We start from the raw sequence: 12,842 nt of genomic DNA, 5'->3' as shown, positions 1-12,842 counted from the left end.
ACGCCCAAGCTTTCGGCAGGCAGGCGGCTGCGTCATATGGCTTGCCATGGTTAACAGGTTTGCGGTTGACGCTGGGGCGGGCTGCTTCACGATTGCTGCAGGTGCAGCCGGTGCGCACCGCGCGGATCGGCCGCGCCGGCCGGCCCCGGGACGGAACGAATGACGAATGCCGATTGAGAACGCCCTCTTTTCCAAGGACGAATACGACCGGCGCATCCGGCAGACCCGCGAAACCATGGCGGAATTCGGCATCGACGTCCTGGTGGTGACCAATCCCTCCAACCAGCACTGGCTGACGGGCTATGACGGCTGGTCCTTCTATGTCCATCAGGCGGTGATCCTGCCGCTCGAGGGCGCGCCGTATTGGTGGGGCCGCGCGATGGATGCGGAAGGGGCGCGGCGCACCGTCTGGATGGAGGACGCGCATGTCCTGCCCTATCCCGACCGCTACGTGCAGGCCGCCGAGACCCATCCGATGGAGGACCTGGCCTCGCGCCTGCGGATCATGGGCTTCGGCACGAAGCGCATCGGCGTCGAGATGGAGACCTATTTCTTCACCGCCCGCGCCTTCACGACGATTGCCGAATGCCTGCCCGGCGCCGACATAATGGACGCCTCGAGCCTGGTGAACTGGCAGCGGCTGGTGAAATCGGAGGAAGAGCTGGCGCATATGCGGCGCGCCGCGCGGATCTCGGACCTGGTGATCCGCCGCGCGGTCGAGCTGGCCGAGCCGGGCATGAAGAAGCACGAGCTGGCCGGCGAGCTCTACAAGACCGCGGTGACCGGCGAGGCGGACAGCTGGGGCGACTATCCGGCGATCGTGCCGCTGCTGTCGGCGGGCGGCGAGGGCGCGGGGCCGCACCTGACCTGGAACGGCGAGGCGCTGATCTCGCCGGGCTGGTCTTCCGAGAATTCCGCCAGCGCCTCCGGGTCGCTGGCGGCCTCCGCCTCCCTGACGATCCTGCCATGTTCGCCGGGCACGCCGGCCGCCGTCTTCGCGCATGGGACGTCGAGGCCAATGAACAGCTTCATTCCGCATTCCTCCTGCCGGAACAGATGCGGGAGCGTCGCCAGCCGCCCGCCCGGCGGGCAAGCGCAAGATGCGGGCGGCGCGGGACGCAGGCCCCCGTTGCGGCCTCCCAGTTTCGATGCAGGGCTTGGCCCATGGCATCGCAGTCATCTTCGCCTCCGGCTTGCCGACACCCGCCCGGCCATGCCTCTGCCGCTCCGGCATCTTCAGGCGGTTGATCTGTCCCTTGGTCTGGCCATTGGACCATGGTCCGGTCGGGGCTGCGGGCAAAGGCGCCCGGCACGCCGTCCTCGGCCTCACCCTAGCCAAGGCGCCAGCGCGGCTTCCGCGGCGTTTCTGAATGAGCGCGGGCGTGCCGTCGGTCCGCAACCCGTTGTCCGGCAGCGGTTTGCGTGCAGACCACGAGAGGATGGACCGCATCTGCGAGGCCCGCGCCGCGGCACGCCTGGCCGCCATTGCGGTCCTGCGCGACGACCCCGATCTGCGGGTGATCCTTCAGCCAGGCTTCGACAGTTGCCGGTTCGCGATCGGGCAGAAGGTCAATGACCCGGTGCCGTTCGAGGTCGCAGATCAGCGTCCCGTAGCGCTGCCTCTTCCGCCAGGCCCGGTCATCGATGCCGATCATTCGAGGCTCCGCTATGTCCCGGGTGCCATCGGCCGGGAGGCCGCGCAGGAAAGTGTCCTTGCTGACGCGGAGCAGGAGGCGCCGTCCGGGCGCCTGGGCAGGACGGCCGCCGAGGGCCAGGGCGGGATGGCGGACCAGTCCCTGCATCCGCGTGGTCCGCCGCCCCCAGGGCCGCGCGGCCTCCGGGCGGAGGCGTTCCGGGAAAATCGCGAGGGCATCCTCGCCGGGCCGAGCCACGTCCGGCGCTGGCAGCATCTCGCGGCGCAGGGCATCGTGCCGCCGCCTTTCGAACAGACCCGATTCATCGGCGGCGCCGGCCTTCCGGCCTGGAGCCGCAGCCTCTTCGAAGAGGTCGCGCAGGCCTGGCGGCCGGGCGTGCCGGTGGTGCTGATCCTGCCGGATCCGCGCTTCGGCAACGGCGTTCTGGCCGATGGCGGCGCGTCCGGCGACCTGTTTCTCGACGGCCGGACCCATATCGACAAGGCCTTGATCTCCGGGGCGTCCGATGACCGGATGATCGCCCGCCACTCGGCGGCGCTGCGCTACTGGTGGGCAGCCTTCGGCGAGGATCTGCGCCTCCTGCCCTGGACCGGTTTGATGACGGCCCATGTCCACCTGTCGGCCGGGACCCATTGGCAGGAGGGGCGCTACGCCTATCCGGCGATGGCGGCCTGGACTGGCGGCGTCGGAGCGAGACTCGAGGCGGAGGACATCTCGGGCCTGCTCGCGCCCGAGATCGTCGGCGGCTTTGCCGGGTTCTATGCCGACCGGGCGCTGCATCCGACGCTGGCGGGCTATGTCCTGCTGGCCCGTGCTGCGGCGGGGGCGCCGATGGCCCAGGCGATCGCGGCCGGGCACGCGGGCGACCCGCGAGGCCTCGGGATGGAAGACCGACGAGCCGATGCCGATCAGCCCGGCGCCGCAGATCAGCAGCCCGTAGCCCGGCGCCACGGCCAGCAGCAGCAGCCCGGCCAGCGTCGCAGCCATCGCCACCGGCAGCGCCCAGGGGAAGGGATGGCGGTCGGTGACCATGCCGACCATCGGCTGCAGCAGCGAGGCGGTGACCTGGAAGCAGAAGGTCAGAAGTCCGATCTGCCAGAAATCCAGCGCGAATTCGGCCTTCAGCATGGGATAGAGTGCCGCCAGCAGCGACTGCATCATGTCGTTCAGCAGGTGGCAGAAGCTGATCGCGGCGAGGATCGCATAGGTGGTGCGCGCCGGGTCGCGCGGCGGCGCCGCGACTGAGGCATCGGTCATGGGGGGTGTCCTTTTTCCTCTCTCTAGCGGTCTTGCCTGCGGCCGTCTTTCGTGCTTCGGTCAATAACCTTTCCGATCGGGCCAGAGCGTGCCATGCCATCTACCGACGCCACATCGCTGTTCAGCCGCATCGAGGAGATGGAGCAGCGCAGCGCGCCTCTGGTCGGGCTGGCCTCGGACTATCCCGACGGGATGCATGTCCGCCCGCACAGCCATCCGCGCGACCAGCTGCTGCACGCGCTGACCGGCGTCGTCCATGTCCGCACCGCGCAGGGCAGCTGGCTGGTGCCGCCCGATTGCGCGCTGTGGATTCCGGCGGGCTGCGTCCACGAGGTCGAGATGATGGGCCGGGTGCGGATGCGCTCTTCCTATCTCTGGCCGGGGACGGCGGGGCTCGACGCCGACCGGCCGCGGGTGCTGGCGATGAGCGATCTGGCCCGCGCGCTGGTGGTCGAGGCGACGCGGCTCGGCGAGGGCCTGCGCCACGCTGGCAGAGGCGCTTGGCGGCGCCGACGTGGTGGTCGTCTCGATCCTGCCGGGGCGGTTCGCCGACATGGCCCAGGATATCGGCATTCCGGCGCGATACGGCATCGCGCAGGCGGTGGGCGACACGGTGGGTCCGGGCGGCTTCGTGCGCGCGCTGCGCGCCATTCCGATGCTGGCGGAAATCGGCCGCGCCATCGGGGAGCACGCCCCCGGCGCCCATGTGTGCAACCTGACAAACCCGATGAGCGTGCTGACCGGCGCGCTCCATGCCGCCTGTCCGGGGATCCGCGCCTGGGGCGAATGCCACGAGGTGACCAAGCTGAGGAAGCAGGTCGCCTGGATCGCCAACCGCGCGGCGGGGGCGCCGATTTTCACGCACCGCGATGTCGAGGCCAATGTCCTCGGCATCAACCATTTCACCTTCGCCGACCGGATCTCGCTGAAGGGCCGGGACATGCTGCCGGCCTACCGCGCCTTCGCGGCGGAGCATGGCGCCTCCGGCTGGGTCGCCGCGGAACCCGACCCGGCAGACGAGCATGAACGGTATTTCGGCGACCGCTCCAAGGTGAAGTTCGACCTGTTCCGGCGCTTCGGCATTCCGGCAGCGGCAGGCGACCGGCACCTGGCGGAGTTCCTGCCGGCCACTGACTACCTGGGCGATCCCGGGGGCTGGAGCTTCGGCCTGACCCCGGTCGAGTACCGCGAGCGCGAGCAGGCGCAGAAGCGCGCTGCCGCCGAGGCGCTGGCCGCAGGCGGGAGCTTGCCCGCGGCGCTTTTCCGGCGCGGTTGCGGCCGGGCTCGAGGCACATCGCGCCGGCCTGATGCCGCGCCGCGACATGGCCGCCGCCTCCACCCCGGTCTTCGGCATGGCGGAGCTGGCCTGATGCGTCTCGACCCTTTCTACCTGATCACCGGCACCGCGGCGGAACTGGAGCGGCTGGTGCCGCTGGGCGTCAAGCTGGTGCAGCTGCGCGCCAAGGACATGGAAACGCCGGAGCTGCGCCGCCAGATCGCGCGGTCCCGCGATGTCTGCGCCCGCCACGGCGCGCAGCTCGTCGTCAACGACTACTGGGAGCTGGCGCTGGATCTGGACTGCGACGCCGTCCATCTCGGCCAGGAGGACATGGATACGGCTGATTTCGCCGCTTTGCGCCGCGCGGGCATCCGCTTCGGGCTGTCGACCCATGACGAGGCCGAGCTCGACCGCGCGCTGTCGCAGGATCCGGCCTATGTCGCGCTCGGTCCGGTCTATCCGACGCTGCTGAAGAAGATGAAGTGGGGGCCGCAGGGACTGGAGCGGGTCACCCGCTGGAAGGCGATGGCAGGCCGCGTGCCGCTGGTCGGCATCGGCGGGCTGACCATCGAGCGCCTGCCCGGGCTCTTCGCCGCCGGGGCCGACAGCGCCGCGGTGGTCACCGACATCCAGCGCGCCCCCGACCTACGGACCGCCCGCATTCGTCCCTGGCCAGCCAGACGCCGCAGCAAGCGCGCAGGATGCTTGAGCAATTTGAGGGCTCCGCGCCCGGCGCGCTTGCGCAAGACGATGAAGCCGAATGCCCAAATCCAACCTGCAGACTCTCGTTATGAATGAGGGACCGGCAGGGGGCAGGTCAATCTGCTTGCGCAAAGCGATCTCTCCTTCGCGGTCGCACCCAACCAAATGGAAGGTATCCGTGCCGATGTCTCCTCCGACGACGGCGAGTTCGTCCAGATTTCCCGTTATCTTGCCTCTGCTGGATGCTTCTCCTCATGGTTCGGGTGATCCCAGGTCAGGATAACCCGACGGCGGGAAAGCAGCCGGTATATCCCGTTAGGGGAGAACTCGCCCTGCTCGGGGGCGAGCTGTGCCTCCAACACGTCGCGCGGGGTGTCGCTGACCTGGACGCTCATCTTGGCCGCCGCCTTGGAGGTCTCGTCCTGGTCCTTGCAATGGAACCGGCTGCCGGGACTGATTTCCGGCCCTGGGCAGCTCCGCATCGCGGAGACGGCGCGAGGGCCTGCTCCGGCCGTCCGGCTCCGTTCGTGCCTCCCGGGACGGCAGCCATGCCCCGGCACGGCGCCCGCCGTCCCTTTCAGCCGACGGCCCGTCGTCTTTCCACGGCTGACCGGCGTCGCGATGCGGCCGCGCAGGCCGCCCCCGGACGGCCGCAGGGGGACGCATGCAAGTCCAGCCCCAAGGACCACCACAGCCCGTGAGCGGCACCAGGGACTTGCGCCTGGTCTTGACTTGGCCGACCTGTCCGCGGAGCCACAGAGCCATGCGGAACGCAGGCCGGGGCCTGCTTGGATGGCGGCCGGCTGCAGTTGGCGAAGGAATTGACGGCCAGCCGGGGCCGCCGCGCACCAGCGCCGCCGCGGCCGGTCCCTTCACCGCGTCGCAGTCCGCGACGACCGGGCCGCAGAACACCCGGATACGGTCGGCGGTTTCCAGGCCCGCGGCGTGGCGGTGCTGCCTGATCGTCATGGACGCGGTGCAGAATTCGCGCAGCTCGGCGGAGAGGCGGTCGCAGTTCATCTCCAGTTCGCAGGCCAGCGCGCGGGGGATTCCGTAGCCGACACCGCCATCTGCACCGCTATCATTTCGAGGACGGGCGCCGGGTCGGGCGGCTTGGGGGCGGTGTTTCCGGCGGCGCGGATGGCCTCGGCCGGGCCGGAGACCGTGTTCCGCGCGGTCGCGTCGGCGCTGTCCCGGACCGGCAGGGGCAGCAGCGCGAGCTGACCGGGCAGGGTCTCCGGTAACCACGCGGCAAAGGCTTTCAGCATGGCTCCGACCCGCCCATGTCGCGGGTGAAGGCGTCGGTGTGGTATTTTGCCCGCCCAGGGCAGGGCACCGGCGATGCTGCAGAAAGCGGGCGGCGGGGCGGATCGCGGAACCGGCGGTCTGGGCGCCCGGTCGACAAGCCCTGCCGAGACCCCGGCGGCCGAGCCGGAAGAGGAGCCGGCCGGGCGAATGGACCGGGTTCAGCGGGACTGCTCGGCTGGGCCGGATCTGCGGTGGCCATTTCGGTAGCGGCGGTCTTGCCGGTCACCGTCGCTCGGCAGCTTCCAGCGCGGCGACGCGGGGCGCGGTCGCCGCGGGCACCGTGCCTGCGCAGATCGGCCAGCCGTAGTCCGCCGGCAGGCGAACGACATCGAGGATGTCCATGATGCCCATCCGGTTCTGCGGGAAGGTCGCCGACAAGCCGCAGGAGGGCGCTCTGCTCCGTGTCGGCGGCTTCGGGTTCTGCGATGCGGACGGATGCCGTCAGGCCAGCCTGCACCGACGGGTCTGCAGGATGTTTTCTGCGCAGCAGCATTGCTCCGGCGGGACATCGTCATTCATTCCAAGTGCCTTTGAGGCCGCTGCCGGAATTTTTTTACGCCCGGACGCATCTTGCACAGCATCGCGAGATCGAGCGTCGGCGGCGCGGAAAGGACATGTTATTGGGAAATATGGAAAAAGAAAGCGGCGACCCCAGGGAGGAGGAGGGGGCCGCCGCAGATTTTCCGCAGCTCAGGGAGGAGGAGGAGCTGCCGGAAACCGTGAATTCCGCTGGATGCTGCTGCATCCGATGACCTGAACTTAGCAACTGTGCTGCGATGCAGCAAGGGAAAAATGCTGCAAAGCAGCAATGCTTCCGCGTCATGGCTCGGCACCGGTGCAAGGAAAAGCCCGGCCGCCGCAGGGGAGGCCGGGCGTCGGAGGCGCGCTGGCGCGGCGGTCAGCTGCCGCGCAGCACCAGGACGGATTTCCTCGAATGCCGCAGCAGCCGCGAGGCGTTGCTGCCGAGCAGGTATTCCTTCAGCTCGGGACGGTGCGCGCCGACCATGATCAGGTCGACGTCCAGCTCCTCGGCGAGGCGGATCACCTTGTCGTAGACCGTGCCTTCGAGCACGTGGAGCTGTGCCTCGAGCCCGGCCGCCTCAAGCGCGCGGGAAAGCTCGGCCCGGGCGGCTTCGAGCGATTTCGACTCGAACTCCTTGCCGAGCTGCGCGCCGACGATCGCCATGCCGACATCGGGCACGACGGTGACAGGCGGCACGGTCGCGGCGATCACCCGCGACGTCGACCAGGTGCCGATCGTGGTGGTGCGCCATCCCGACAACCTGCTGACCGTCTATGCCAATGTCGATTCCATCGCGGTTGCCAAGGGCGACACGGTGCGGCGCGGCCAGCAGATCGGCGTGGTGCGCCAGTCGAGCCCGGCCTTCCTGCATTTCGAGGTCCGCAACGGCTTCGAGAGCGTCGATCCGGTCGACTACCTGAACTGACGGCCGAGCAGCCCGGCGCTCCGCCGCCGGGCCGCTGCCGCGCATGTCCGCTCCCGCGTGCCGAGAGGCACGGAGTCCTGCGCGACATCCTGCTCTCATGATTGCTGCCACCGCCTTGTTGCAAGGCGGCTCCTCCGGCGGGGCCGGGCGCAGCGTGTTGGAGATGCGCGAGGCTGGAGACGGAAGCGGGACGACAGCCGGGCAAGCCCTCATGCACGGATTGGCGGCCGCCGGGCCATGGTTCCGTCCCCGGGCTGCCTTGCCCGCTGGACGAGCGTCGGCCATGCCGGCTCATGACAGCGCACGCGGATTCCCCACCGCGTTCCGCCCCCGATACTGCGCACCGAAGATCGGAATGCTTTCCCGGGCCGTGCCGGACGTCAGGCAGCGACCGGCACCACGCTCCGGGCGATCGCCTGGACGACGTCAGCCATTTCGCGGGCGATGGCCGGGGTCACGGCCACCTCCGGCGTCCCGGCCGCGGCCGGGCAACGGCAGCGCCAGCACATCCGCGGCTGCCCCTTCCGGGCAATGTGATCCAATGGGATGAACTGCCTTCCCGCCAAACGGCTGGTCTCGGCCGGGGGCACGGTCTCGGCGCCGGTCGCGGGCCTTCCGGAGGTCGATTCCCGCCGCCAGGGCGGGCTGCTCGACGTCGCGGTGAAGGATGACTTCGCCGCCACCCGCCGGGTCTGGTGGAGCTTTTCCGAGCCGCGCGGCGGCGGCGGGAACAGCACCAGCGTCGCCACCGGCACCCTGTCGCCGGACGGCACGCGGATGGAGGATGTCCGGGTGATCTTCCGCCAGGACCCGGCCTGGGCCTCGACCGCGCATTTCGGTTCGCGTCTGGTCTTCGACCGCGCCGGCATGCTGTTCGTCACCACCGGCGACCGCTCTGTCCGCGCGGCCAGCATGCTGGCGCAGGATGTCTCGACCCAGATCGGCAAGGTGATCCGCATCGACCCGGAGGGCGGTCCGGCGGCAGGCAATCCGCAGGTCGCGGGCGGCGCGCCGGGGCTCTGGTCCTGGGGGCACCGCAACCTGCAATCCGCGGCGCTCGGCCCGGACGGGGCGCTCTGGACGGTGGAGCACGGGCCGCGCGGCGGCGACGAGCTGAACCGGCCCGAGGCCGGCAGGAACTACGGCTGGCCGGAGATTTCCTACGGGGTGAACTACAACGGCAGTGCGGTTGGCGGCGGCGAGACCGCCCGCGACGGCATGGAGCAGCCGGTCTATTACTGGGACCCGGTGATCGCGCCTTCGGGCATGGCCTTCTATGACGGCGATGTCTTCCCCGGCTGGCAGGGCGATGCGCTGATCGGGGGGCTGGCAGGGCAGGCGCTGGTCCGGCTTGAGATCGAGGGCGGCCGCGTCACCGGCGAGCAGCGCTACCTGCAGGGGGTCGCGCGGATCCGCGACGTGGCCGTCGCCTCGGACGGGGCGGTGATGGTGCTGACCGATGCCGATGACGGCGCGCTGATCCGGCTCGCGCCGGAATGACCTGCGGGGCGGCGGGTCCGCCGCATCCCGCTCCGGCAACCGGCTTGCAGCCAAGGCCGCAGCCCTTTCGCGCGGCACCGGCTCGACTGCAGCCGCCCCCGGTCCCGGCGAGGCCGGGCGGCCATCCGCGCCGTCATCGATCCTTGCGATGCCCGCCGCACTCCATGCAGGAGCCGAACCGTCGGACGGCCATCCCGCCCCGTGCGGTGTCATTCCGCCCTCATTGAATGACAGCGCCGCTGCTGACCGGCCCCGGCACCGCACTTTCCGGGCATGTCGCCCGGAAACAGTTTCCCGACGCCGATCCGCTCATGCTCCGGGCAATCCTGCGCAGCGCATCCGCGCATTTTCAGCCGTGGCGCCGGCATGCCTTGACGGCGGGCTCGACAAGCGGCCGCCGCCCGAGCGGTCTGGCGTGCAATCCAGCGGCCATGTCGGCGGAGCGGTGCAAGATCGCCGACGTTCGGAGCCGTCCTCCTCCGGTCGAGCGCCGATCGACGTCCATCCTGCGGCCTGGATGCCGTTGCTGCGCGCCACGCTTGGACGGACAAGCGTTCGATCCGATGTTTTGATGGTGCGAGCCATTCGCGGGATTGGAAGGAAGCGCCATGGGGCAAGTCCGTCATGGCGGCGCCATGATCCGCTGCCCTCTCGGCGAATGCGCGCCGTCGCCGGGAGCGGCGCATGCCGTCAGAGCAGCAGGACAGCGATCGCAAGCTTCGACCGCGGCGCCGAGCCGGGAACTCGGGATCAATCCGAAGACGGCTGCCGGACTTCCGAGACGGTCGCGGATCGCAAGACCGGGCCAAAGGAACCCCGCGCCGCCGGGCTCAGCGAATCCGAAGAGGCGTCGGCCACTGCATTTCGGCGGCACATGTTGCTGCCGCTCAATGACTGCCGCTACGCCCTGCAGCCGAAGATTGTGAATCGGCGTGCAATTCTGGCTCTGACTCAATGGACAGGGCGGCGCGGGCCGCGGGATCGGCGGCCCTGTCGCCGCCATGCGCGTACCAGTCGAGCGCCAGCGCCCCCAGATCGGGCATGGTGGTGCTGTCATAGGGCATCAGCCCCGCGGGCGCGTCGTGGCGCGCCAGCACGGCCAGCACCTCGATCGCCGCCAGATAGAGCGGCTCCTCGAGCTCCGGCTGCGCCTTGGCGAGCCGGGCAAAGAGATCGTCGCCCAGATCCTCGATCAGCAGGAGCCCGCGCGCCTCGTCCTCCGCGAGGATCGCCGGCGCCGAGAGGCCGAGCCCCGAGAGATGGCGGGCGATCGCCAGGAAGGGGCGGACATCCTCGCCGCGCTCGGGCGGGGCGTCCATCAGAACGGCGCTGCGCCCATCGGGGGCGGTGACGCGCGCGTAGCGGCGGTTCGAGGCATCCCCGGCCAGCGGACGGGACAGGGCATCGCCCCAGCCGGCAGCGGCCAGGAAATCGCGGAAGGGATCAGTCGGCATGCGTCGCCTCGGAAAGGAAGCTCAGGCGGGAGGTCCAGCCGTCATCGCTCCAGGTCAGGGTCAGGGTGCGGGCCTCGCCTGCGGCCTCGGGCGCGAAATCGAGCGACAGCGCGGCGGCGGGCAGGTCATCGTCCAGCCGGTCGGGCCATTCGACGAGGCAGAGCGCATCGTCGAAGGCGGCGTCGAGACCCAGCTCCAGCACCTCGTCGGCATGGGTCAGCCGGTAGAGGTCGCAATGCCAGATCTCGAAGCCGCGGGTCTCGTAGCTCTGCACCAGCGTGAAGGTCGGCGAGGGCACGTCCTCGTCGCGGCCCTCGGCGGCCAGAAGGTGCTTGATCAGGGCGCGGGCGAAGGTGCTTTTGCCGGCGCCGATCGGCCCGGACAGCGCCAGCACGTCGCCGGGCCCGAGACGCGGCGCCAGGCGGCGGGCAAGGGCGGGCAGGAGGCCGAGGGCGCGCCGCCGATCGAGGGCGCGCGCGTCATGACGGCGGATTTCTCGACGGCGGAGCTGTCGGACCGGCTGGCGGCGATCGACGCGCCCGGCAAGGAGGCGGAGGCCACCGGCGATGCGCGGTCGGTTCTGGCCGGGGCGGAGACGGTCGTCAGCGCGACCTATCGCAGCCAGTACCTGCATCATGCCCAGCTGGAGCCGCCCTCCGCGCTGGCGCGGTTCAACGCCGATGGCAGCCTCGACCTGTGGATGCCGAACCAGTCGCCCGAGATGTTCCGCACCGAGATCGCGGCCGAGCACGGGCTCGACGAGGCGCAGATCCGCATCCACAGCCCGCTGCTCGGCGGCTTCTTCGGGCGGCACTTCCTGTCCAAGGGGGCAGGGGCCTACCATCAGGCGATCTACCTGGCGCGTGCTACCGGCCGTCCGGTCAAGATGATCTGGAGCCGCGAGGAGGAATTCCTGCGCGACGGCATGCGCCCGATCGCGGCGGTGCGGATGCGCGGGGCGCTCGATGCGGAGGGCTTTCCGCTGGCGCTCGAACTGGTGCTGGCGGGCGAGGGGGCGGGCGAGGCAAGGCGCGGCCACGACCCGGGCAAGGTCGATTACCAGGCCGTCGAGGGGCTGACGGATAAGCCCTATGCCATCCCCAACGTGCGGATCGCCCAGAACTACGTCGAGAGCCCGAACATCATCGCGCCCTGGCGCTCGGTCGGGCATTCGGCCAACGATTTTTTCTACGAGGCGGCGCTGGACGAGCTGGCCGAGGCCGGTGGCAAGGACCCTTACGAGCTGCGGCTGCATCTGCTGCGCGGCAACGGCCGGATGACCGCGCTGCTCGAAGCGGCGGGAGAGCTTTCGGGCGGCTGGAAGCGCGGGCCCTTCACCGCGCCGGACGGCTCGCGCCGCGCCAGGGGCGTGAGCGCCGCGGCGATCCGGGCCTTCTCGCCGCGCGCCAGATCCTGGCGCGGCTGGTAGCCGATATTTTCCGCCATCGCATTCAGCGCCGCCACGCCGTGGCGCCGCCGCACGATCCGCGCCTCGTCGAGCGCCCGCAGGTCCGATCGCAGGGTCTGGACCGTCACCGCCATCTCTTCGGCCAGCGCCGAAACGGCCATCTCGCCGTTGCGGCGGAGCAGGGCGACGATCTGGTCGCGGCGGCGGCCGGTCTCGCTGGCAGTCATTTTCGTTCGAAACCTCTGATGCGGAAAAGAATGCCCTTCACATGTGCCCTTTTTCGCCGCCGGAACACCAGAAAAATAAAAAACCAAGGCGTCACCGGGCTGTTACCTGCGGCGGCTACATGCGCAGCGCATTCGCCGAATCCCGCATTCGGCTTTCGAACGAAAATACCGGGGACGTCTTCTGCCTCGCCACCGGCGCGCCGCTGCGGCGCCGCCGGGCGGCGGCCCGCGGCCGGAGAGCCCCTGCCCGGACCGGGAAAGGACATGGACATGCAGTCCCCGCAGACCGGGATGCCTGCGCTCGCGCTGCGCGGCATCCGCAAGAGCTTCGGCGGCACCGAGGTGCTCAAGGGCATCGACCTCGACATCCGCGAGGGCGAATTCCTGTCGCTGGTCGGTAGCTCGGGCTGCGGCAAGTCCACCCTGCTGCGGATCATCGCCGGGCTCGAGACCCAGGACTCGGGCGCGCTGGAGATCGGCGGCCGCGACGTCTCCGAGGTCGACCCGTCGGACCGCAACCTCGCCATGGTGTTCCAGTCCTACGCGCTCTACCCGCACATGACCGTGCGCGAGAACATCGCCACGCCGCTCAGGATGCGCCGCC

The 12,842-nt window shown here is 70.1% G+C and carries 8 protein-coding genes and 8 pseudogenes; 9 read left to right on the top strand and 7 right to left on the bottom strand.

Annotated elements, in window-relative coordinates; all coding sequences use genetic code 11:
* Positions 1-166 precede the first annotated feature (166 nt).
* Entirely contained in the window at positions 167-1,576 is a 1,410-nt protein-coding gene (locus tag C7T91_RS12510) for a M24 family metallopeptidase (protein WP_108259532.1), read from the top strand.
* Here C7T91_RS12510 and C7T91_RS39455 read toward each other — a convergent pair.
* A pseudogene (locus C7T91_RS39455) lies at positions 1,575-2,783 on the bottom strand (hypothetical protein); the annotation flags it as partial. The gene C7T91_RS12510 and the pseudogene C7T91_RS39455 sit on opposite strands and share 2 nt — an antisense overlap.
* Before the next feature lie 222 nt (positions 2,784-3,005).
* Here C7T91_RS39455 and C7T91_RS39450 point away from each other — a divergent pair.
* The 4 pseudogenes from C7T91_RS39450 to C7T91_RS35580 form a co-directional block, all read left to right on the top strand.
* A pseudogene (locus tag C7T91_RS39450) lies at positions 3,006-3,326 on the top strand (AraC family ligand binding domain-containing protein); the annotation flags it as partial.
* A gap of 16 nt (positions 3,327-3,342) precedes the next feature.
* Positions 3,343-4,101: pseudogene (locus C7T91_RS12495) on the top strand (family 4 glycosyl hydrolase); the annotation flags it as partial.
* 180 nt (positions 4,102-4,281) lie between these two features.
* Positions 4,282-4,863: pseudogene (locus C7T91_RS12485) on the top strand (thiamine phosphate synthase); the annotation flags it as partial.
* Positions 4,839-4,985, top strand: a pseudogene (locus C7T91_RS35580) (IS3 family transposase); the annotation flags it as partial. The pseudogenes C7T91_RS12485 and C7T91_RS35580, both read left to right, overlap by 25 nt.
* Before the next feature lie 924 nt (positions 4,986-5,909).
* Here the strand turns inward: C7T91_RS35580 and C7T91_RS12475 are convergent.
* On the bottom strand, positions 5,910-6,161 hold the full coding sequence (locus C7T91_RS12475; protein WP_108259529.1) for a hypothetical protein: 252 nt from the start codon (positions 6,159-6,161) through the stop codon (positions 5,910-5,912).
* 938 nt (positions 6,162-7,099) lie between these two features.
* Positions 7,100-7,387 (bottom strand): universal stress protein, encoded by a 288-nt coding sequence (locus tag C7T91_RS12470; RefSeq protein ID WP_108259528.1) that lies wholly within the window; start codon positions 7,385-7,387, stop codon positions 7,100-7,102.
* A gap of 28 nt (positions 7,388-7,415) precedes the next feature.
* Here C7T91_RS12470 and C7T91_RS12465 point away from each other — a divergent pair.
* Together C7T91_RS12465 and C7T91_RS12460 are read left to right on the top strand one after the other, a co-directional pair.
* Positions 7,416-7,649, top strand: a pseudogene (locus C7T91_RS12465) (M23 family metallopeptidase); the annotation flags it as partial.
* Between the two features lie 546 nt (positions 7,650-8,195).
* Positions 8,196-9,149 (top strand): PQQ-dependent sugar dehydrogenase, encoded by a 954-nt coding sequence (locus C7T91_RS12460; RefSeq protein WP_108259526.1) that lies wholly within the window; start codon positions 8,196-8,198, stop codon positions 9,147-9,149.
* An 887-nt stretch (positions 9,150-10,036) separates the two neighbouring features.
* Here the strand turns inward: C7T91_RS12460 and C7T91_RS12450 are convergent.
* Positions 10,037-10,603 (bottom strand): phosphotransferase, encoded by a 567-nt coding sequence (locus tag C7T91_RS12450; RefSeq protein WP_108259525.1) that lies wholly within the window; start codon positions 10,601-10,603, stop codon positions 10,037-10,039.
* Positions 10,593-11,096, bottom strand: coding sequence for a tRNA (adenosine(37)-N6)-threonylcarbamoyltransferase complex ATPase subunit type 1 TsaE (gene tsaE / locus C7T91_RS35575; RefSeq protein WP_407943293.1), 504 nt, complete (start codon positions 11,094-11,096; stop codon positions 10,593-10,595). Before tsaE ends, C7T91_RS12450 begins: the two co-directional genes overlap by 11 nt.
* Between tsaE and C7T91_RS35570 the strand changes: the two genes are divergently transcribed.
* Positions 11,085-12,032: a xanthine dehydrogenase family protein molybdopterin-binding subunit gene (locus C7T91_RS35570; protein ID WP_236638199.1), complete on the top strand. Its 948-nt coding sequence runs from the start codon at positions 11,085-11,087 to the stop codon at positions 12,030-12,032. The two genes, tsaE and C7T91_RS35570, sit on opposite strands and share 12 nt — an antisense overlap.
* A 32-nt stretch (positions 12,033-12,064) precedes the next feature.
* Here the strand turns inward: C7T91_RS35570 and C7T91_RS39445 are convergent.
* Positions 12,065-12,238 (bottom strand): annotated as a pseudogene (locus C7T91_RS39445) (DeoR family transcriptional regulator); the annotation flags it as partial.
* Entirely contained in the window at positions 12,235-12,510 is a 276-nt protein-coding gene (locus tag C7T91_RS31575; protein ID WP_145962864.1) for a hypothetical protein, read from the bottom strand. The gene C7T91_RS31575 and the pseudogene C7T91_RS39445, both read right to left, overlap by 4 nt.
* On the opposite strand from C7T91_RS31575, the pseudogene C7T91_RS12430 reads away from it, so the two are divergent.
* Positions 12,503-12,841, top strand: a pseudogene (locus C7T91_RS12430) (ATP-binding cassette domain-containing protein); the annotation flags it as partial. The gene C7T91_RS31575 and the pseudogene C7T91_RS12430 sit on opposite strands and share 8 nt — an antisense overlap.
* Position 12,842: the final 1 nt, after the last annotated feature.

Source organism: Mangrovicoccus ximenensis, assembly GCF_003056725.1.
Lineage (GTDB): Bacteria > Pseudomonadota > Alphaproteobacteria > Rhodobacterales > Rhodobacteraceae > Mangrovicoccus > Mangrovicoccus ximenensis.
This window is presented reverse-complemented; position numbering and strand designations above follow the sequence as displayed.